Annotated in this window: 18 protein-coding genes; 10 read left to right on the top strand and 8 right to left on the bottom strand. The window is 35.5% G+C overall.

Going from position 1 to position 22694, the window contains the following annotated elements; translation table 11 throughout:
- Positions 1-474 precede the first annotated feature (474 nt).
- Complete coding sequence (locus NJT12_RS21215; RefSeq protein ID WP_271338080.1) at positions 475-735, bottom strand: SemiSWEET family sugar transporter; 261 nt, start codon at positions 733-735, stop codon at positions 475-477.
- Between the two features lie 259 nt (positions 736-994).
- A complete protein-coding gene (locus tag NJT12_RS21210) occupies positions 995-1843 on the bottom strand; it encodes an SDR family oxidoreductase (protein ID WP_271338077.1) in 849 nt (282 codons plus the stop codon).
- Positions 1844-2144: 301 nt separating this feature from the next.
- Between NJT12_RS21210 and NJT12_RS21205 the strand changes: the two genes are divergently transcribed.
- From NJT12_RS21205 to NJT12_RS21185, 5 genes are all read left to right on the top strand, one after another.
- Positions 2145-3359, top strand: a complete 1215-nt coding sequence (locus tag NJT12_RS21205; protein ID WP_271338076.1) for a hybrid sensor histidine kinase/response regulator — start codon at positions 2145-2147, stop codon at positions 3357-3359.
- A gap of 14 nt (positions 3360-3373) precedes the next feature.
- Entirely contained in the window at positions 3374-6943 is a 3570-nt protein-coding gene (locus NJT12_RS21200; protein WP_271338075.1) for a response regulator, read from the top strand.
- Between the two features lie 400 nt (positions 6944-7343).
- The gene (locus NJT12_RS21195) at positions 7344-7709 is read left to right on the top strand and encodes a response regulator (protein ID WP_271338073.1); all 366 of its coding nucleotides are present in this window, start codon (positions 7344-7346) and stop codon (positions 7707-7709) included.
- 7 nt (positions 7710-7716) lie between these two features.
- Positions 7717-8526 carry a CheR family methyltransferase gene (locus tag NJT12_RS21190; RefSeq protein WP_271338071.1) on the top strand — a complete coding sequence of 270 codons (810 nt, stop codon included), beginning with the start codon at positions 7717-7719 and terminating at the stop codon, positions 8524-8526.
- A complete protein-coding gene (locus tag NJT12_RS21185) occupies positions 8508-9092 on the top strand; it encodes a chemotaxis protein CheB (protein WP_271338069.1) in 585 nt (194 codons plus the stop codon). The genes NJT12_RS21190 and NJT12_RS21185 overlap by 19 nt, the downstream gene beginning before the upstream one ends.
- Here NJT12_RS21185 and NJT12_RS21180 read toward each other — a convergent pair whose 3' ends face one another.
- The 3 genes from NJT12_RS21180 to NJT12_RS21170 form a co-directional block, all read right to left on the bottom strand.
- On the bottom strand, positions 9093-9863 hold the full coding sequence (locus tag NJT12_RS21180; RefSeq protein WP_271338068.1) for a porin family protein: 771 nt from the start codon (positions 9861-9863) through the stop codon (positions 9093-9095). It abuts the gene before it with no gap.
- A gap of 10 nt (positions 9864-9873) precedes the next feature.
- Positions 9874-10479, bottom strand: a complete 606-nt coding sequence (locus tag NJT12_RS21175; RefSeq protein ID WP_271338066.1) for a hypothetical protein — start codon at positions 10477-10479, stop codon at positions 9874-9876.
- Positions 10480-10863: 384 nt separating this feature from the next.
- A complete protein-coding gene (locus NJT12_RS21170) occupies positions 10864-10998 on the bottom strand; it encodes a hypothetical protein (protein WP_271338064.1) in 135 nt (44 codons plus the stop codon).
- Between the two features lie 318 nt (positions 10999-11316).
- On the opposite strand from NJT12_RS21170, the gene NJT12_RS21165 reads away from it, so the two are divergent.
- From NJT12_RS21165 to NJT12_RS21145, 5 genes are all read left to right on the top strand, one after another.
- Positions 11317-11640 carry a DUF6660 family protein gene (locus NJT12_RS21165; protein ID WP_271338062.1) on the top strand — a complete coding sequence of 108 codons (324 nt, stop codon included), beginning with the start codon at positions 11317-11319 and terminating at the stop codon, positions 11638-11640.
- A 97-nt stretch (positions 11641-11737) separates the two neighbouring features.
- Entirely contained in the window at positions 11738-14863 is a 3126-nt protein-coding gene (locus tag NJT12_RS21160) for an efflux RND transporter permease subunit (RefSeq protein WP_271338109.1), read from the top strand.
- Between the two features lie 183 nt (positions 14864-15046).
- Positions 15047-16330, top strand: a complete 1284-nt coding sequence (locus tag NJT12_RS21155) for a TolC family protein (protein ID WP_271338060.1) — start codon at positions 15047-15049, stop codon at positions 16328-16330.
- A 1-nt stretch (position 16331) separates the two neighbouring features.
- Positions 16332-17624, top strand: coding sequence for an efflux RND transporter periplasmic adaptor subunit (locus tag NJT12_RS21150; protein WP_271338058.1), 1293 nt, complete (start codon positions 16332-16334; stop codon positions 17622-17624).
- A 261-nt stretch (positions 17625-17885) separates the two neighbouring features.
- Entirely contained in the window at positions 17886-19880 is a 1995-nt protein-coding gene (locus tag NJT12_RS21145; RefSeq protein WP_271338056.1) for a heavy metal translocating P-type ATPase, read from the top strand.
- Positions 19881-19946: 66 nt separating this feature from the next.
- On the opposite strand, the gene NJT12_RS21140 is transcribed toward NJT12_RS21145, so the two are convergent.
- The 3 genes from NJT12_RS21140 to NJT12_RS21130 all read right to left on the bottom strand — a co-directional run bounded on the left by NJT12_RS21140 (position 19947) and on the right by NJT12_RS21130 (position 22488).
- Positions 19947-20345 (bottom strand): tautomerase family protein, encoded by a 399-nt coding sequence (locus NJT12_RS21140; protein WP_271338054.1) that lies wholly within the window; start codon positions 20343-20345, stop codon positions 19947-19949.
- A gap of 61 nt (positions 20346-20406) precedes the next feature.
- Positions 20407-21057, bottom strand: coding sequence for a VOC family protein (locus tag NJT12_RS21135; protein ID WP_271338053.1), 651 nt, complete (start codon positions 21055-21057; stop codon positions 20407-20409).
- 288 nt (positions 21058-21345) lie between these two features.
- Positions 21346-22488 (bottom strand): cytochrome-c peroxidase, encoded by a 1143-nt coding sequence (locus tag NJT12_RS21130; RefSeq protein WP_271338052.1) that lies wholly within the window; start codon positions 22486-22488, stop codon positions 21346-21348.
- Positions 22489-22694: the final 206 nt, after the last annotated feature.

Below are 22694 nucleotides of genomic sequence, written 5' to 3'. Positions count from 1 at the left end.
TGTTGATAAAATAGCCCACGGATGACGCTGATTCGCTTCGCGAAAACGCTGATTGACGCGGATTTTTTATTTTGTAATGAAATTTAGAATAGTTTCGTGTGTGTCATTGCGGTGAAATAGCCCGCGGATGACGCTGATTCGCTTTGCGAAAACGCTGATTGACGCGGATTTTTTATTTTGTAATGAAATTTTCGTGTGTCTCATTGCGGTGAAATAGCCAGCGGATGACGCTGATTCGCTTTGCTAAACGCTGATTGACGCGGATTTTTATTTTGATGATTGCTTGTTTTTTGTCGTTTTGAGGTAATTTATTGCGTGATAATTAATGAAAACTTAGCATCTTCGTGGCAGAAAACTACTGTCTTCGCAGTCAAAAAACTTTGTGTCTTAGTGCCTTTGCGGCAAAAAAAACTAATGTATTTGCTGTCAAAAACCTTTGTGTCTTCATGACAAAAAAAACGTAATACACAAGTCTCATTCTTTTTCATAATAAATAATAAAATAAACCATAATCAAATTCAGGCATAACGAGACGCTGTTGGTAATTATTATGGGCAAATCATTTTTTAAAATGCCGTAAATAATCCAAACCAGGATTCCGAAAGTAAGGATGCTAAAAGTTTTAAGTGAAATTTGCTTCACTTTTTTAGTTCTCCAAACTTTGAGAATCTGCGGAATCACTGATATCGTAACACAGGTTCCGGCGAAGAGTCCGATAACGTCTATTAAATTCATTTTTTTTGAGTTACTAAGGTTCTGAGATACTAAGTTGCTGAGTTTTTTAATCTCGCAAAGGCGCAATGTTTTTTTTAGTTACTAAGTTTCTAAATGGCTAATTTTTTTAATCTCGCAAAGACGCAAAGGCGCTAATTTTTTTTTTGAGTTACTTAAATAAGCTCACGCAAATTAACTTCGCGTCTTTGCGCGATTAAACTATACACAATAAAAAACTTTGAACCTTTGTCCCTTTGTGCCTTTGAACCTTTAAAAAAATCTATCCGCCAATCATTTCTCCACCATTGACATGAATGAATTGTCCGGTGATATAACTACTGTCTTCGCAGGCAAGAAATACATAAGCAGGCGCAACTTCTGAGGGTTGACCGGCTCTTTTCATTGGATTGTCTTTACCAAAATCGGATAATTTATCAAAAGTAGCCACAATCAAAGGTGTCCAGATTGGTCCTGGCGCAACGCCGTTTACACGTATTTGCTTTTTGGCCAGCATGGTCGATAATGATCTTGTAAAACTAACAATGGCACCTTTTGTACTCGCATAATCCGCAAGATGTTCGCTGCCGCGATACGCCGTAACAGAACTCGTATTAATAATAGTATCACCTTGCTTCAAAAATGGCAAAGCCGCTTTTGTAATATAAAAATAAGGATAGATATTGGTTTCGAATGTCTTATGGAGCTGTGAAGCGGTTATTTTTTCCAATTCAGTTTGAGGAAATTGTACAGCTGCATTATTAACCACAATATTTATTTTTTTAAACAAGGTATGGCACTTTTTTACAGCACTTTTACAAAATTTCTCATCTTTCAAATCGCCACTAATAATCAGGCATTGTTGGCCTTCTTTCTCAATTAATGCCTTTGTCTCTTTAGCGTCTTTGTCTTCTTTTAAGTAAACTATGGCAATATCCGCACCTTCTCTGGCAAAATGAACGGCAACACTACGGCCAATACCACTGTCGCCACCGGTTATAAAAGCAACTTTTTTGAGGAGTTTACCGCTTCCAACATAATTTTCTCTTATAATTTCCGGTTCAGGGTTCATTTTATGTTCGTTCCCCGGAAGATTTTGTTTTTGTTCAGGAAATGTCTTTGTCTTTTTCATAATACTTTAATTTTAGAGCAATTAATCTGACTCTAAAATAGTTAGCAGATTATTAAAAGCTTAACTGAAATAAATTTAAGATTACCTCAATAAATCACTTCTAAAATTTAAAGCCCAAACATGGGAATTATGTAACTAATTTGCTTTTCGATAAAAAGGCAATATGCTTTTTTTTTATAAATTTGAAGGTTTGACTGCCGTTATTTAAAAATAGGATCAGCTATTTTGAATAGCATTTTTCAAAGCGATTTTCAAATTAAAAACAAATTTATTCATTACAACTTTACTCCCCCAATACAGTATGGTATTAATCGTCGACGATATAAAGGCAAATATAATTGCCTTGAAGAAAACATTAGAACTACATGATATTGATGTGGACACGGCTGAGTCCGGCGAAGAAGCCCTGAAGAAAATCCTAAAAACAGATTATTGCCTGATTATTATGGATGTTCAGATGCCGGGACTTGATGGTTTCGAAGTAGTAAAAATCCTCTCAGGTAATAAACGCACCAAAGATATTCCGGTGATCTTTCTTTCGGCACTAAATATCGAAAAGAAATACATTTTTAAAGGATATGAAACCGGTGCAGTCGAATACATTACCAAACCTGTAGACAGTGATTTGCTGATGTTAAAAGTAAAAACATTCCTGAAACTTTATGAACAGCAAAGAGAATTAAAAGGTATAAAAGAACTCCTTTCTAAAGAAATCATAATAAGGAAAGAAGCTCAGGACAATCTCGAAATTAAAATCGCGGAAAGAACTAAAGAACTGGTTTTGAAAAACGAAGAATTAGAGATGAAAAATCATGAACTGCAACAATTCTCCTGGGTAGTTTCGCACGATTTAAATGAGCCCATCCGTAAAATTCAGATTTTTATAAAAATCATCAAAGAGCTTTATTTGGCTGATGATGTAAAAGCAATTGATTACGTAAATCGTACAATTAAATCAGCGGAACGAATGCAGACTTTAATTACTGATTTATTAGCATACTCGAGATTGTCGTCGCAGGTAAAACCTGAATCTACAGATATGAATGAGGTTTTGCAGGAAGTACTTTCAGACTTTGATTATTTGATCGAAAGGAAAAATGCGACTATAAAAACAAATGAACTCCCAACAATAGACAGCATTCCGAGTCAGCTGAGGCAGGTTTTTCAGAATTTGATAGGAAATGCACTCAAGTTTTCCGGAAATTCCCAACATCCTTTGATCGAAATTACATCTGAATTAATTTCGGATAAATCTTTTGACAGTCCTGTTGCTGCAGATGGTAAATTTTGCAGGATTACAGTAAAAGATAACGGAATTGGTTTTGATGAAATTTACCTCGATCGGATATTTATCATTTTCCAGAGCTTAAACGATCGACAGTCATATGAAGGAACCGGAATTGGATTGGCGATTGCCAAAAAAATCATAGAAAAACACAACGGATTAATCACAGCAAAAAGTCAGGTAGGCAAGGGCGCAAGCTTCATTATTGTTCTTCCTTTAAAATACGAATAAATATAACCAAAAACATGAAGAATAACTTTAAAAGGAATTTATTAATAAGTTCGATGATCTCGTTACTGGTTCTGATGATCAGTTCTACGGCCTCATTTGTAAGTATAAAGAGCTTACTGAACAGTAATTTTTGGGTCAACCATACTCAGGATGTAATTTATAATCTAAACGAAGGCTCTGCGATAATTACCGAAGCGCAAACGAGTATGCGTGGTTTTTTGATTACCGGTGACGAACAATTTATAGAACGATATAATGATGCCGAAGCAAAATCAAATAATTATTTTGAAAAAGTATTAGAGCTTACGGTTGATAATCCATCTCAGCAAGCACAATTAAAGGAATTAACCACACTTCGTTCTAACTTTTTTAAGTACCTGAACAATCAAATCGTAAAAAAACGCCTTGGAAAAAACGCGGCTACTTTTGATCTCACTGAGGGCAGAAATATGATGAATGATTTGCGTGCTAAAATTAAAACAGTCGAAAATACAGAGCAGAATCTTTTAAAAGAACGCAATGAAAACTCAGAACGTTATGGTACTTACAGTATCATTTTGATAATCGTTGCTTTTATAATTGCCTTTATTATTTCGATTGTATTTTTGATCAGGATTCTAAAAGATTTTAATGAACGTGCGCTGCTTCAGGCTGAACTAGAGAAAAAAGATCGTGAAACAGCTCAAAGAATCGAAGCAATAAGTTCTATTGCCAGTAATATTTCGAACGGAAATTATGATATTCGTGTAGATGATACAAAGGCTGATGCATTAGGAAGCGTGGGCGAATCCTTGAATAGTATGGGAGTTTCCCTGAAAAATTCTTTCGATTTATTGTCTCAAAAAGAATGGCTTCAAACCGGTATTGCGAATCTTAATAATGTAATGCTGGGCGATAAATCACTGCAAAAATTATCAAAAGATGTTATTGAGTTTGTGTGCCAGTATACCAATAGCAGTGCCGGAGTTTTATATGTTTTAGAAGAAAATGAACTTTTTGTTGCCGGCGGTTACAGCTATATACCAAGTAAAAATCGAGAACGCATTCAAAAAGGAGAAGGTTTAATTGGTCAGGCCATTGTTTCAGGAAAAATTCTACAATTAAAAGCATTATCGCCAGATGATATCCAGATTAATTATGCTTTAGGTCAGATAAAACCAACTCATATTGTGGCTATTCCGTTGTTGGATACTAAAATTGAGGGAGCTATTGAATTGGCGAGTATTTACGGGTTTTCGGATTTGCATTTAGAGTTTTTGAAGAATGTTTCTAACAATATTGGAATTGCAGTTAAATCTACTCAAAATAGAAAAAGAGTAATGGAATTGCTGGAAGAAACGAAAGCTCAATCTGAAGAGTTACAAGTACAACACAGCGAACTTGAAGCAATAAATGCCGAATTAGAAGCACAAACTGAGAAACTTCAGGCTTCTGAAGAAGAACTGAGAGTACAACAGGAAGAATTGGAGCAAACTAATGAAGAGTTGTCTGAAAGAAGTGTTTTATTGGAAGAAAAAAACAACGAAATCCAAAAGAAATCTGAAGCTTTAGAGTTAACAACTCGTTACAAATCAGAGTTTTTGGCAAATATGTCACACGAATTAAGAACGCCTTTGAATTCAATTTTGCTCTTGAGCCGTTTGTTATCTGAGAATAATAACAAAAGCATGGTCGAGGAAGAAATTGAGTTTGCTAAAGTAATTCAGAGTTCCGGAAACAGTTTGTTAGGATTGATCGACGAAATTCTGGATTTATCCAAAATTGAAGCGGGTAAAATGGAACTTGAATTTCTAGATGTTTCTACTAAAGAAATCACGGATACTTTATGGAATTTATTCAATCAGGTAGCAAAAGAAAAGGGAATTAAGTTGGAAATTCTTTCGAATGATGCACCAATTGTCATTAAAACGGACAAGATGCGTTTGGAACAAATTCTGAAAAACCTGATTTCGAATGCCATTAAATTTACTGAAAAAGGTACTGTAAGCTTAGAAATTAAAATTAATGAAGACGATGATAAAATCATTTGCTTTATTGTAAAAGATACCGGAATTGGAATCCCGTTAGAAAAACAACCACTGGTTTTCGAAGCCTTCCAACAAGCGGATGGCTCGACAAAACGTAAATACGGAGGAACAGGTTTAGGATTATCGATCAGCAGGGAATTAGCAAAATTACTTCGCGGTGAAATAATCTTGCATAGTAAAGTTCAGGAAGGCAGTACGTTTACCTTGTGCCTTCCGGTTTTTGGATCTGCAATTGGTAGAATTAATGTCGAAAAAATTCCACCAACAGAATTTACAGAAGTAGTAGAGACAGAGAAAGCCCCTGTAAAAAATAAATATTTAAGTGCCACTATTCCGGACGAGATTGAAGATGACAGAAATTCAATTTTGCCAAACGATAAAGTAATCCTGATTGTTGAGGATGATATTAATTTTGCGAAATCCCTTTTAACTTTTACGAGAAAAAAAGGATATAAAGGTGTCGTTTCTGTTCGTGGGGATTATGCTTTGAACTTTACTTTATTGTATAAACCTGTTGGCGTTTTATTAGATATTGAGCTGCCAATAAAAAGCGGTTGGGAAGTTCTGGAAGAATTAAAAAATCATAACGAAACCAAACATATCCCGGTTCATATTATGTCATCTCACAAATTAAAACAGGAAAGTTTACTAAAAGGAGCCGTGGATTTCTTAGACAAACCGGTGGCTTTTGAGAAGATTCCGGATGTGTTTTTGCGAATTGAGCACATTATTAATAAAGAAGCGCAAAAGGTTTTAATTATTGAGGACAATCCAAAGCATGCAAAGGCACTGGCTTATTTCTTAGAAACCTATAATATTAATTCTGAAATAAAAAGCGAAGTTTCACAAGGACTGGAGGCTTTGAATAAAACCGAAATTGATTGTGTTATTCTCGATATGGGAATTCCGGACAAACATGCTTACCAGATTTTAGACGGGGTAAAAAAATCGCCGGGATTGGAGAACTTACCTGTAATTGTCTTTACAGGAAAAAGTTTATCGATGAAGGAAGAAGTAAAGATTAAAAAATATGCCGATTCTATTATTGTAAAAACAGCGCATTCTTACCAAAGAATGCTTGATGAAGTTTCGTTATTCCTTCATTTAGTTGAAGATAAAAAAGACGGAAATGACAAGAAAGAAAGCTATAAAAAGCTAAATTTACTAAACAATATTCTTCATGAGAAAAAGGTATTGATTGTAGACGATGATGTTCGTAATATTTATTCATTGACAAAAGCACTTGAAGTTTTTAAAATGAATGTAATTACTGCTTTTGATGGTAAGGAAGCGATCAAGATATTAGCAGAACATCCGGATACTGATGTTGTTTTATTAGACATGATGATGCCTAATATGGACGGTTATGAAACGGCTGAAAAAATACGTGCTAATCCTAAATTTTTAAATTTACCGGTAATTGCCGTGACAGCCAAGGCCATGACAGGCGACAGAGAAAAATGTATTAAAGCAGGAGCGTCAGATTATATTACCAAACCGGTAGATATCGATCAGCTGCTTTCGTTATTGAGAGTATGGCTTTACGATAAAATATAAAAAAGTTAGCCACTGATTAAAATAAAATGAATAAATTATTGTAATATAATTTCACGCAGATTTAAAAAGATTTAGGCAGATTAATTTAGCAAAAAATCAAAATTAAATCTGCGTGAAACAAAAGCATTTTAATTCGTGGCAAAAAAAACTTGATAAAAATAATTTACAGTAAAAATAAACCAAATAATAATTTTAGCCACAGATTAAAAAGATTCTCAGAGATTTTTTGATAAAGAAATCATTTTAAATCCTTTAATCTGTGGCAAAAAGACAAGAATTTTTAAGGATTAATTGTTTAAATAATTTTTGAAATTTGTGCTAATTCGTGCAATTCGTGGCGAAAAAAACTTCGCAAAAAAAATAATTCGTGACAAAAATAAACCAAATAAAAGTGGACGAAATGAATAAAAAAAGACTTTTGATTATTGATGATGATTCTAGAAATATTTTTGCTTTAGAACACACTTTACGTGCAAAATCATTTGATTGCTTGTCTTGTTTAAGTGCCGAAGAAGCTTTGAAAATATTAAGCTCTGATGAAGTTATCGATGGGATTCTGATCGATATGATGATGCCGGAAATGGATGGTTATGAAGCAATCCCGTTAATAAAAGCACTTCCTAACAGAAGATCAGCTTATATTGTGGCGGTAACTGCTCAGGCAATGATAGGCGACAAAGAAAAATGTTTAGAGGCTGGGGCAGATGCCTATATTTCAAAACCGGTAGATGTAGATAAATTACTGCTTATCTTGGGCAAAATTTGAGAGTATTATGATTGAGGATATCGAACTAGAAACACTTATTAATGACGTTTATGAATATTACGGTTTCGATTTTGGCAGCTATTCAAGAGCTTCATTAAAAAGACGTGTAAACAGAGTAATGCATTTAGATGGATTTACGCATTTTCATGAATTTCTCTCCAGAGTTCGGTATGATCCGGAGTATTATAAAAGAATGGTCGATGAGATCACCGTCAACGTAACAGAGATGTTTCGGGATCCGGCTTTTTATGCCGTGGTGCGAAAAGAAATTTTACCTTTATTAGGTACAAAACCCTTCATTAGATTATGGCACGCCGGCTGTTCTACAGGCGAAGAAGTATATTCTATGGCTATAATGCTAAAAGAAGCCGGTTTACTTCATAAATCATTAATTTATGCGACAGACATTAATGCGACGGTTTTAGAAACAGCCAAAAAGGGAATTTTTCCTTTGCGAATGATGAAAGAATATTCAGAGAATTATCGCGATGCAGGCGGGCAGGAAGATTTTTCCAGTTACTATATCGCCAATTATGGTATTGCTAAGTTTAATGAAGAATTAGCCGAAAAGATGGTTTTCTCACAGCATAATTTAGTATCAGATACCTCGTTTAATGAATTTGATATGATCTTATGCCGTAATGTTTTAATTTATTTTGATAACGATCTCCAAAAAAGAGTCATTAATTTATTCGATGAAAGTCTGGCAGTTTTAGGGTTTTTAGCCTTAGGAACAAAAGAAACTATTAAATATTCTATTGCTCCTAACAAATACAAACAGCTGGATAAAGAAAAAATATGGAGAAAGGTAAAATAATATCAGACTGTAAAGTGGTTATCATAGGCGGATCTGCAGGAAGCTTAAATGCTTTAATGCAAATTTTGCCGGAATTAACCAAATTAAATGGCTTTGCAATTGTAATTGTGGTACATAGAAAAAGTACAGACGATCAGACTTTAGAGGAACTGATTGCTTTAAAATCAAATATTTTAGTAAAATCTGTCGAGGATAAAGTACCTCTTGTACCGGGTTTTATTTATATAGCGCCGTCTAATTATCATTTGTTATTTGAAAAAAACGAGACGCTTTCGCTTGATATTTCTGAGAAAATAAATTATAGCCGACCTAGTATTGATGTGTCATTTGAATCTGCGGCAGAAATTTACGGGAAATCCCTGGTAGGAATTTTATTGTCCGGCTCAAATACTGACGGGACCTACGGTCTAAAAAGTATTCATGCTGCAGGAGGAACAATAGTAGTTCAAAATCCGCTTGCTGCTGATATGCCTTTTATGCCTCACAATGCTATTTTGAATACTAATCCTGATTTTGTTCTGGATAATAACGAATTATTAGACTTTATTAGTACGATAAATGGTTAGCTATTTTTGAGGTTTTGCTTCATCCTCCGGAAGGACAATTTTATTTAATTCAGCTTCTTTTTCAGCCCTTCTTTGAGCTGCTTTCCCTTTTCCAATAGGGAGACCTGCAGTTACATACAAAGATCTGTTGTATACATTTGGGCCGTCACCTTTCATTACAGGAACCAACCCGTAATAATATTGAACCGTTACGTTCAAACCATTTCCAATTTTCATATGATAACCCGCACCCAGCGCGATTCCCGCATCAATAACACGTATTTGGTCCCGGATATTTTTTTTATAAACCACATCATCCTTATTCACTTCTCTGGTAAACTCATCAAAAGCTTTGGCTAGTAAACCAAACTGAGGTCCAGTTTTAAGATAAATATTATTCCTGAACTGATATTTAATTAAAATAGGAACATTAAAGTATCTTATTTCGCGATTTACACTTCCGCCTGCAAAAGTATTGTCAAGAGTAGCGTCGTTTAGAGAATACACCGGTATTCCGTGTGCGCCCATTGGAGATTTTACAATTACTCCGGTATTAATCATCCAGGCCGGATTTTGTTTAGATCGAATATCAAAATAAAACCCCAGATTAAAACCCAAATTCGTTCCCGAAGTATCAAGGTCAGAAATTGTCGAGAAATTCACGCCGCCTTCTAAACCAAACTCCAAAAAAGGAGAATTCAGTTTGTCTCCAAAAATTAAGGAAATTAAAACTTGAGAGTGTGCCGGAACAATACAAAACAATGCGATAAGTAATAATAATCCTTTTTTCATATAATTGGCTTTAAAGTCCAAAACGATACTGAAGCCCGCCTAAAACCTGCGTTCTGGTTCCTAAAAAACCTGCTTCTACTCTAAAGATAATATGTTTACTATATTGAAATTGAGATCCTACAATAAAATTCCACATATCTTTTGGCGCTTTATGCAATGAATATTGAACCGTTGATGATTCAGCCGTGCTTAAAGCACCATCTAATGTAGTCAGAAAAGTTCCTGCTGACTCCAGCGCCCTGTCTGCCGTATTATGCTTCGCGACATTTGCAGGATTTTTTTGTTGAGAGGGCGTTAATCCGTCCCACCAAGTGTCAACCTTTGTTTGATTATCAGAGACTTTAGTCAGCCCGTCAGCTACTTTTTGCTCAGCACCGTTGAGATCTAAAACATCACTCAAAGAAATAGTTCCGTTAGTATTGCCAGAGATATGAACCCTAAATCCACCAACCCAAAGTGCAATATTTCTGTCCGGTTTATGCAGTTTAAATGTTTTACCCAATCGTGGACCAAAAATATAAGAAAAAGCAGGTTTATCAAGAGAGCTAATATCAGTCCACGCCATATTCATATCAAGGGCAAGCCAGCCGCCGCCAATACCAATAGTTGGTGTCATCCCGAATCCGAATGTTGTGGCATCAAAATTAGCACTTGTATTAATAGAAGTAATTTGAGTCCAGTTATTATCAGCATCCGGAATCCAGATTCCGGCATTTATTTTTGTAGTGGTTTTAGACTGACCAAAAATTCCATATACATTTAAAAAAGGCAGCAGCCAGATATCAGGTCGGATCGTAACAGAACTGGTTACTACAGAAGATTTATCAAAACGAACGATTTCATCTAAATTATATAAAGGGCCATTATTAAAGCCAACTTCTAAATCTTTTATGGTAATATCAGAATCCTGCCAGAAATAATTGATGGAAAGTCCTGCGGAATAAGGTAATTTATATCCTTTTTGAGCTACTTTTTCTCCCCAGATGGGTAAAGCATAAGGTTATTTTTCTATTGCTAGGCTGTCTTTTAGCTGCTGATTTTTTTCTCCTACGATTTTTTCGGTATAGACCTGACCGTAAATTTGCATGCTAAAGAATAATGATGATAAGGCTAATATTAATGTATTATATTTCATTGATTTTTCGTGTTTATAATTGTTAATTAATAGAACTGCGTAAAAGAAATATGCACTAAATGTATTCTTATGAGGGTGTAGATGTATCTTTTTGGTTTATAGGAGAATATGAATTGCAGGCTTATAAGGTTGAACTCAAAACATATGTTAATTATTGTTAAAGTTAACTAAATTTTTTTATCAGTAATCATATTTTTTTAAGAAAATACAATTTTTTATGGAAACGAAACTCCGAGTAAATTTTAAAGAATTAATCCTTTTTCTCTAACATTTTCAACTAATTAAGTTTACAATAGAAATAAATAGTATTTTTGCAACGTGAAATGGATAACTATTATATTATCACTTTATTTAATGGCGCTTTCAAATATGCCTTGTGCAGATATGGAAGTAAATAGTGCTGCTCACAAAATTGCCCAATTTTCATCAGATGCAAATCATTCACACGATAAACAAAACGATTTATGCTCTCCGTTCTGCGCTTGTAATTGCTGTGGAGCACAAGTATTAAGTTATCAGACTGCCATAAGTTTTGATTTTCCTGTGTCTTATTCTATTATTGCAATACAATTACCTAATTATACCTCAGTTTTTGCTTCCAATTTCTATGGAAGTATTTGGCAGCCACCTCAAATAGCATAATGATGCCCGATTAAGTTCGGGTTAGAGAGTTGTGGATTTTCCACAGTATTTAAATAGACAGACCTTGTCTAATTTCTCACATCATTATACCATTAAAATGTTAGATAAAATCATACAGTTTAGTATAAAGAACAAGTTCGTTATACTACTATTTACCCTTGTATTAATAGCTTGGGGAAGCTATTCGCTTAAACAATTACCATTAGATGCTTTGCCGGACATTACCAATAATCAGGTGCAAATCATTACGGCTGCGCCAACTTTGGCAAGTCAGGAAGTCGAGCAATTAATCACTTATCCGCTGGAACAGGCAGTAAAAACAGTTCCGGATATTATAGAACTCCGCAGTATTTCCCGTTTCGGATTATCAGTTGTTACCGTAGTTTTCGAGGACGATGTTGATATTTACTGGGCAAGAGAACAAATATTTCAACGCTTAAAACAAGCCGAGGAAAATATCCCGGCCTATGCAGGTTCGCCTGAATTAGCACCAATTTCTACAGGATTAGGAGAAATTTACCAATATGATGTTTATGCCAAAAAAGGCTATGAAAACAAATACGATGCAGTAAAATTAAGAACCATTCAGGATTGGATTATTATTCCGCAGCTGCAAGGTGTCAAAGGTGTTGCAGATGTAAGTACCTGGGGCGGAAAATTAAAACAATACGAAATTGCCGTTAATCCCAATACGCTGAACAGTCTTGGAGTTACAATTACCGAAATTTTTGAAGCCTTAGAAAAAAACAATCAGAACACAGGTGGTGCTTATATTGAAAAAGATCAATATGCCTATTTTATTCGTGGTGTTGGAATGGCAAAAGGTGTAAAAGACCTGGGAAATGTGGTGGTTAAAAACCGAAATGGTTCGCCTGTTTTAGTTCGTGATGTTGCCGAAGTACGCGAAGGAGTTGCATTACGTTACGGAGCATCAACCAAAGATGGAAAAGGTGAAATAGTTTCCGGAATGGTTTTAATGTTAAAAGGAGAAAACTCGAGTGCAGTTGTAGACAGAATCAAGGAAAGAATGATTCAGATTAACAAAAGTTTGCCAGAAGGCGTGGTGGCAGAAGCTTTTATCGACAGAGGAAAATTAGTCGATAATGCAATGGGAACGGTTACAAAAAATTTACTGGAAGGGGCTTTAATCGTGATTTTTGTACTGATTTTGTTTCTGGGAAATCTTCGTGCCGGTTTAATTGTTGCTTCGGTTATTCCGCTTGCGATGCTGTTTGCCGTTATTTTGATGAATGCTTTTGGCGTAAGCGGAAACTTGATGAGTTTAGGGGCAATCGATTTTGGAATTATTGTCGATGGAGCCGTAATTATCGTCGAAGCCACGATGCATCATTTACAAAAACTCAAGCGTAAGAAAGAATTAACGCAGGACGAAATGGATGCGGAAGTTTATAACTCAGCTTCAAAAATTAGAAATAGTGCTGCTTTTGGAGAAATCATCATCTTAATCGTTTATCTGCCAATTCTGGCTTTAGTAGGAACAGAGGGAAAAATGTTTAAACCTATGGCAATGACCGTTGGTTTTGCTGTTGCAGGAGCATTTGTACTTTCATTGACTTATGTACCCATGATGAGTGCTTTGTTTTTATCGAAAAATACAGAACACAAAGAGAATTTCAGCGACAGGATGATGGCTTGGTTAGAGTCGATTTATACGCCATTTTTAGAGAAAGCCTTACAGTTTAAAAAGTTAGTTTTAGGGATTTCGTTGGGTTTATTTACTCTGGGATTACTTGTTTTTAATAGTATGGGAGGAGAGTTTATCCCAACCATAGAAGAAGGCGATTTAGCAATAAATGCCACCATCATGACAGGAAGTTCGCTGACCCAGATGATAGAAACAACTACGAAATACGAACAAATACTAAAAGCCAAATTTCCTGAGATAAAAACTATCGTAACCAAGATAGGAAGCGGGGAAATCCCCACAGATCCGATGCCAATTGAAAGCGGCGATTTGATTATTGTCTTAAAAGACAAAAAAGAATGGGGCAAAAAATACCGCAACTGGGAAGAATTGGCCAATGCCATGAAAGAAGAAATGGAAGTGATTCCGGGTGCTAATATTGAGATTTCTCAGCCTATCCAGATGCGTTTTAATGAATTGATGACCGGAAGCCGAAGCGATATTGCTATTAAAATTTTTGGCGATGATTTAGAAATTCTTGATGCAAAAGCAGCGGAGTTAATTTCGAAAATAAAAGGTATCGAAGGAATTGGGGACTTAAAAGCGGATAAAGTAACGGGATTGCCACAAATCACGATAAAATACGATTATAATAAAATTGCTTTATACGGATTGAACATTTCGGACATCAACCAAATAATCCGATCTTCATTTGCGGGAGAAAGTGCAGGAAAAATCTACGACGAAAGCAAAAGATTTGATGTTGTAGTCCGTATGAACGAAGACAATCGTGCGGATATTACAGATGTTAGTAATTTATTTATTCCGTTGCCAAATGGTCAGCAAGTGCCGCTTTCGCAAGTGGCGACAGTCGATTATGAACAAGGTCCCGTACAAGTTACCCGCGAAGACGGAAAGCGAAGAATTACTGTTGGATTAAACGTTCGTGGTCGTGATATAAAAAGTGTTGTTGAAGAGATTCAGCAAAAACTCGATAAAGACCTGAAACTTCCTGCTGGTTATTATGTAACGTATGGCGGTCAGTTCGAAAATCTGATCGAAGCAACCAAACGACTTTCGGTAGCATTGCCAATCGCTTTAGGATTAATATTAGTCTTGCTTTATTTCACTTTTAAAAGCTTCAAACAGGCAGGATTGATTTTTACAGCAATTCCACTTTCAGCAATTGGAGGTGTTTTTGCACTCTGGATGCGCGGAATGCCGTTTAGTATTTCGGCAGGAATTGGTTTTATAGCTTTATTTGGAATCGCGGTTCTGAACGGAATCGTATTGATTTCGTATTTCAATCAACTGAAAAAAGAGGGAGTTTTAGATCCGCTGCAAAGGGTTTTAATAGGAACCAAAACCAGATTACGTCCCGTTTTAATGACTGCGGCTGTTGCCTCTTTAGGATTTTTGCCAATGGCATTATCAACCAGCGGCGGAGCAGAGGTACAAAAACCTTTGGCAACTGTTGTTATTGGAGGTTTATTCTCAGCAACATTATTGACGTTGATCGTTTTACCGATTCTTTATTTGTTGCTAGAGAAGAAGTTTAAGAATAAAGAGACAGAATAGTAAGTTTTTTTTGCCACAGATTAAAGGGATTAAAATGATTTTGTTTAACGCAGATTTTAAAATGATTTAAGCAGATAAGCGCAGATTTTTAATCATACGAACTTTATAAAATTAAATCTGCCAAAATCTGCAGAATCTGCGTGAAACTAAAAATTAAGGCAAAGAAATTAAAACATTAAAAAAATGAATTCAATATATAAAATCAACGTAACAGCCTTTGTGAACTTTGCGAATGTTCCTTTGCGAACTTTGCGGTTAAATAGGTTTCTATTGGCACATAAAACATTATGGTTAATAGCATTTCTATTAATAAGTACACTAACATCGGCACAGGAAAAAATCAGTCTTGAAAAAGCAATTGAACTTGCGAAATCAAACAATATTGATTTAAAAATTGCTGATAAAGAAATAGAAAGACAAACCGTTCTTAAAAAGACAGCATTTCAGCCGGAACCACTTCAGGTACAATATCAGGGCGGACAATTTAATAGCGTCGATTTTGATCATAACGTTTCGATTCAGCAGTTTTTCCCGATAGGAAACATTACAAAAGCCAATCGACAATTGCAGGAAGAATTGGTGAAACTAGCCGAAAAACGCAAAGCTTTATCCTCTTACGAAATAGAAAAAGCGGTAACATTGGCGTATTATCAATATTTGTACGGAGTTTCTATTCAGAAGTTAAACTCAGAATTAAATGAGATTTATACCAAATTCCTTAAAAATGCAGAACTGCGTTTTCAAACTGGAGAAAGCGGAAATATCGAAGTAATTAGTGCTAAAGCCAAAGTAAAAGAAATTGAAACGCAAAAAGCGCAATTAGAATATGATTTGGCAATTTATCAAAAGCAATTGCAATTTTTTGTTCAGACCGATGAAAATATAGTTCCGGATGAAAATACATCTTTGCAATATGCTATTCTAAAAGAAGAAGGAAATTCGAAAGCAGAAGGATTAATGACAGATTATTATCAGCAGCAGATTTCGGTGTATCAAAAAGAAGCCAATACCTATAAAGCGATGCGAACGCCTAAATTAGGATTGGGATATTTTGCGCAAACGATCAATACAGAATCACTGTTTCAGGGTTTTACAGCCGGATTACAGATTCCGTTGTTTGGCGGTGTAAATACGGCAAAAGCTCAGGCTTCGGCAATAAGTATTTCGCAATCGCAATTGGCTTTAGATAAAAATAAATTAACGCTGAACCTGCAAAAACAGGAGTTGCAAAACAACTTTGCCAAACAGCAAAAAGCATTAGACTATTATCAGAAAGAAGGACTGCAATACGCAGATCAGATTATAACGACGGCGCAAAAAAGTTATGCCAATGGCGATATGAGTTATTGGGCGTACATCAGTTTTTTAAATCAGGCAATTGATATTAAAAAACAATATACTGAGGCCACTCATACTTTTAATCAAAGTGCTATCGAACTTCAATTTCCAACTATCAAAAACAATTAGAATGAAAAATATAAATAATTTAACCGCAAATAGTGTAACCACAAAGAATGTAAAGAGTTTTTGGCAAAGAACGCAAAGTTTAATTTCATTGCGTGCTTTGCGTTTTTCTCTCTTTGCGTGCTTTGCGGTTATATTTTTCGGCTGTAATGAAAAGAAAGCTGAAGAAAAACCTGAAGAAGAAAAATCACAAACAGAAGTGGCTTTAAATGAATCCCAATACAAAACAGTTGGGATCGAAACGGGATTTGTAGAAAACAGAAACCTGAACAAAGTCATAAAGGCAAATGGTTATACAACAGTTCCGCCGCAAAACTCTGCAGAAGTTTCTACTTTAATAGGAGGAACCGTTAAGGACATTTTTGTTTTAGAAGGTACGTATGTCAATAAAGGAAAAGTTTTGGCAACAATCCAGAATCTGGAAGTTATCGAAATGCAGGAAGACTATCATTCGGCTACAGCCAATATCGAATACCTGCAATTAGAATACAACCGTCAGAAAACTTTAAGCGACGAAAATGTAAATCCCAGAAAAGTTTTTCAGGAAGTAAAATCTAAACTGGCAGCCGAAAGAGCGCGTGCACAAGCAGCAAAAAATAAGCTGGAAGCTTTGCATGTCAGCACAAAAGGAAGCACTTCGTTAGTACCAATTGTAGCACCAATTAGTGGTTATGTGGGCAAAATAAGCATTGCAAAAGGAGCTTATGCACAAACTGGTGTAGCATTGTTTGAAGTAGTAGACAATAGCCAGATGCATTTAGATCTAAATGTGTATGAGAAAGATTTAGGTTCAATTTCGATTGGTCAGGTAATTGATTTTGTCCTTACAAATCAGTCGAATAAATCTATCAAAGGAAAAATCTTCGGGATTAATAAATCATTTTCTAATGAAAGTAAAACAGTTGCCGTACATGCCAAAATAGAACCTGCTGATGCGAAGGGATTAATTCCCGGAATGTACGTTTCGGCAAATATTAACATCACAAATGCCACAGTTCCGGCTGTACCAAAAGATGCGGTGGTTCGAAATGCAGATAAGTATTTTGTATATATTCAGGAAGAGGAACATGAAGAGCATGGCGAACATGAAGAAAGCGATAAAAAGAAAACAGCATCAGGAACGCCACACGAAAACGAAATTCATTTTAAAGCAGTTGAAGTCATTCCCGGAACTACAGATTTAGGTTTTACAGAAATAAAATTTGTAAATGACGTTCCTGCCCACGCAAAAATTGTTACAAAAGGAGCTTTCTATTTACTTTCTGCAATGAAAGGCGGAGGAGAGCATGGGCATTAAAAGGGTTTCAGGTTTCTTTGTTTCAGGTTCTTGAACTTGCGAACTTTGCGTAAATCTTTGCTCCCGATGGCTATCGGGATTGCGGTTAAACTTACTTGAAACATACGGTTCTGCTCCTGATAGCTAATGGGTGGGTGAGAGATTAAAATAGTTCAACTTAAAACAATTGCAACAAAATCCGTAATTTTAGACGAAGTTTAAACTTGAAACCTGAAACAAAGAAAACCTGACACAATAAAATTAAAACTTGAAACTCATTCTATGGAACATATACATAAAGAAGAAAAAGTAATAAAAAAGAAAATTAACCAATCCGGATGTTGTTCCGTGCATGAAGATAAAGGTCATTCAGATGATGACGGACACGATCACGATCACAGCCATAATGCTGATGGTGGTGTTTTTCAAATGTTTTTACCTGCGATAATCTCATTTGTTTTATTGCTTATCGGGATTGGTTTTGATAACTATTATCCGCAAACCTGGTTTTCAGGTTATGTAAGGATTGCATGGTACGTTATAGCCTATTTACCGGTTGGATTACCCGTTTTGAAAGAAGCTTACGAAAGCATTATAAAAGGAGACGTCTTCTCAGAATTTTTCCTGATGTGTATTGCTACCATTGGTGCCTTTGCAATAGGAGAATTTCCAGAAGGAGTTGCTGTAATGTTGTTTTATACCATTGGAGAAAACTTTCAGGGATTGGCAGTTAGCAGAGCAAAGTCTAATATTAAAAGTTTACTAGATCAGCGTCCTGATGAAGTAAGCATTTTAGAAAACAATATTGCGGTAATAGTAAAAGCGGCTGATGCTAAAATAGGTTCGATTATTCAGCTTAAAGCCGGAGAAAAATTAGGTCTCGACGGCGAATTGTTATCAGAAACTGCATCGTTCAATACTGCGGCATTAACAGGTGAAAGCAAACCCGACACAAAAGTAAAAGGACAAACTGTTCTTGCCGGAATGATCAACGGGAATACAATTGCTTTAGTAAAAATAACGACCGCATATAAGGACAGTAAACTTTCTAAAATTTTAGAAATGGTACAAAATGCCACGACTAAAAAAGCCCCGGCCGAATTGTTTATTCGAAAATTTGCTAAAATATATACACCAATCGTTGTTTATCTGGCGATTGCCATTTGCGTATTGCCATGGCTTTTTGTAGACAATTATGTTTTTAGTGACTGGTTGTACAGAGCTTTGGTATTCCTTGTAATTTCATGTCCGTGTGCTTTGGTAATTAGTATTCCGCTAGGTTATTTTGGCGGAATTGGAGCTGCGAGTAAAAACGGGATTCTGTTTAAAGGCAGTAACTTTCTGGATAGTATTTCGACCATTCAGAATGTGGTGATGGATAAAACCGGAACCATGACAGAAGGCGTTTTTAAAGTTCAGGAAGTTATTATTGGCGATGAATTTGATAAAGAAGAAATTCTGAAATTTGTCAATGTTCTCGAAAGTCAGAGTACACATCCTGTCGCGACTGCGATTCATAATCACGTTGGGAAAATTGATCCTTTGATTGAATTGAAAAATGTAGAAGAAATTTCCGGACATGGCTTAAAAGCCGAGATTAACGGAAAACAATTGCATGTTGGGAATTTTAAATTGATGGATAAATTCAATATTAAATATAATGTTGATCCCAATGCGGTAGTTTATACCACAATTGCAATTGCATACGATAATAAGTTCGCAGGGTATTTGACGATTGCAGATGAAATTAAAGAAGATGCCCAGGAAGCCGTAAACAAGTTAAAAGCATTAGGCGTTAAAGTAACCATGTTGAGCGGCGATAAAACCAACGTTGTACAATTTGTTGCCGATAAACTTGGAATCTCAAATGCTTTTGGAGATTTGCTTCCCGAAGATAAAGTGAATAAACTAAACGAAATAAAAGCCAAAAACGAAACTGTAGCTTTTGTTGGTGATGGTGTAAATGATGCTCCGGTTATCGCGTTAAGCACAGTAGGAATTGCAATGGGAGGTTTAGGAAGTGATGCCACAATCGAAACGGCAGATGTTGTCATTCAGGACGATAAACCAAGCAAAATCCCGATGGCAATAAATATTGGGAAACAAACCAAGAAAATCGTCTGGCAGAATATTACACTGGCTTTTGTTGTAAAAGCTTTTGTATTGATTCTTGGCGCCGGCGGATTAGCCACAATGTGGGAAGCTGTCTTTGCCGATGTTGGAGTTGCATTGTTAGCGATATTAAATGCCGTGAGAATTCAGAAAATGAAGTTTTAATTCATCATCATATTAAATTATAAAATCCCAATTCATTCGTTTGAATTGGGATTTGTTTTTATAAATCTATTTTTTCAAATGCTTTGGTTCCTGAATTTCTCCATTACCAAAAGACCAATTTTCTAAACCATTATTTTCTAATAAAACAATGATCACATTATTGATCAAAATTGCTGTCGAAGTCGAAATTCTGGTTGCAATCTCATGGTATAACTTCTTCTTTTGTTCTAAAGTTCGCCCTTGTCCCGCTGTAATCTGAACGTAAACGATATCTTCAGAATGTGAAATACCAAGATAACTTTCGGGATATTTGATCTGATGAGGTTCGAGTTCTTCAATTACATGAAAATAATCATCCTCCGGAATATGAAATTCCTGAATTAAAGAATCATGGATTGATTCTGAAATAGTATTTTTTGTTTCTAATGAAAGTTTCTTCGGTAAACTGATTCGGACAAATGGCATTTTTTTTACTTTAAATTTTTATAAAAATAAGCATTATTGAGTGGAAGAAATAAAAACGGTATTAAAATTTTAATTCAATTTCGCTTCCCTTATTTTCTATTTTAACTTCAGTTGGGTTACTTTCAGACGGTGTTTGCGTAGGATACCAGTTTCGGTTTGGCTGTACGATAATCAGTAAACCTTCATCATCTCCAACTGCCGAGAAAAGCTCGCTATTCGCATTTTTAGAAAAGAATTCTAATCCATGCTTAGTTTTTAATAAGTTTCCCAATTCTAATGGATTTTCATTCACGATTCCAATCTCGCTTATATTCAAAATAGATTTAGAACTAAATGCTGTAGTTTGGGCATTGTTGAGATCATGTCTGGCAATAAATTCTAATAAATTACCATTATTGTCATAGAAATAAACCGCGTTGGCTTTCCAGCTTTCAAAATTAGTAATGAGTTTTTCATCTTCAATAAAAATCAAATCAACTTTGTTTTTACACCAGTCGATAGCTTCGTCTAATTTGTTCTCCGGAATGTTAAAAGCAAAATGATAAATAGATTGAAATTGAGGATTGTCTACAAATTTTAGAATAGAGTTTCCGGCCTGAATGCTAACTGATTTTGAGTTGTTTTCTATAATTGGAAGATCAAGAATATCTTTATAAAAAGCGGAAGTTTTTTGTATATCGTTTGTCTGAATTTGGATGTGTTCTAATTTCATGGTGGTATTTTTTATAAAAGAAGAAAGCTTCTTTTCGTTTCAGACAAATTTAGGAAAAGATGGAAGGATTGTAGTAGACAAGCTATTTTATACTTCAATGAAGAGATAGTAAATTGTTATGTAAAGGCGTAATTTTTTTTAATACTACTATGAGATTTATCTGTAGTTAAACGTGTTCTACATTTTAGTTGAATTATGTTTCTCTGTGTTTAAAAATATAAAAGCCCGTTTCATAAAAGAAACAGGCTTTACAGATTTGAAATTTTTTGGCGCAATTTGCAAATTAGTTTATTTCGGCATTGTTGGCGTCATAATTCTTCGGGTTGGCGTACTCAGTGTTTCGATAAAAGCCAAAAGATCACCGATTTCATCTTTACTTAAATCTAATTTTTTAAGCATCGGATCTACTTTAGGAATCAAAGAATCTCTCGCAGTTCCCAGATATTTTTTCTGAACAGGAGATGGGTTTCCTAAATTATACAATTCTACAACATCTAATAACGACGGAAAATGTCCGTGATGCATCCAGGGTTTTGTATTGGCAACTTCACGCAATGTTGGCGTTCTGAATTTTCCGATATCGTCTTTGTTTTTAGTGACATTATAACGTCCGAAATCTTCATTTTTTGTCCCAAATAAAGTTTGGCCGTCATTATGAAACTCATTGTCGCTAAAATAAGGCGTATTATGGCAATTGATGCATTGTGCTTTGGTTCTGAACAAATGCAAACCTTTGACCTGAGAATCTGTATAAGCATCAGATTTTCCGCTAATGAAGTTATCAAATTTGCTTTTTGGACTATTGATCGATCTTTCGAAAGTGGCAATCGCATATTGTATTCTTTGTAATGATACTTTTTTATCTCCAAAAGCAGCTGTAAACAATTCATTATACCCTTTAATTTTGGCAATTTTATCAACGGCAATCGTCGGTTTTTCATTCATTTCAAGCGGATCTCCAATCGGGAATTGCGCCTGATCTTCCAGACTTGAAGCGCGTCCGTCCCAAAATAAAGAGGTAGCATACGCCGAGTTTAATATTGTCATCGAATTGCGTTTTCCGGTTTGGCGATCGTGACCAAAAGAGCGTGTTAGATTATCTGTCCATCCCAATTCAGGATTATGGCAGGAAGCGCAGGCAATTTGTCCGCTAACAGATAATCTTGGATCAAAAAATAATATCTTACCCAGACTTTCTTTTTCCTTCGAATATGGATTATATGCCGGATAGGGAACAGCAGGCAAAACTCCAATATCCTGAAATTTAGATTTATCTATACTTTCATGTAATTCCGCAGCAGGCCATTTTGCAGCATCGCCGCCAGAATATAATTTTCGTAATTCCTGAATATCGATATAATCCGGTTGTTCGACACTTTTGTAAGCTGTTAAACTCAGCAGGAACAGGATAGGGAATATTAGCTTTTTCAATTCTTTTGTTTTTTTGTTTTTTGTTTGATTTGTTTCAGTCTCGATTTTCGTTTTCAGAAAACTTTGTCAAAGTTTTAAAACTTTGACAAAGTTAGGGCGACTGCGACTGCGACTGCGACTGCGACTGCGACTGCGACTGCGACTGCGACTGCGACTGCGACTGCGACTGCGACTGCGACTGCGACTGCGACTGCGACTGCGACTGC

This window comes from Flavobacterium azizsancarii (genome assembly GCF_027980145.1).
GTDB lineage: Bacteria > Bacteroidota > Bacteroidia > Flavobacteriales > Flavobacteriaceae > Flavobacterium > Flavobacterium azizsancarii.
This window is presented reverse-complemented; position numbering and strand designations above follow the sequence as displayed.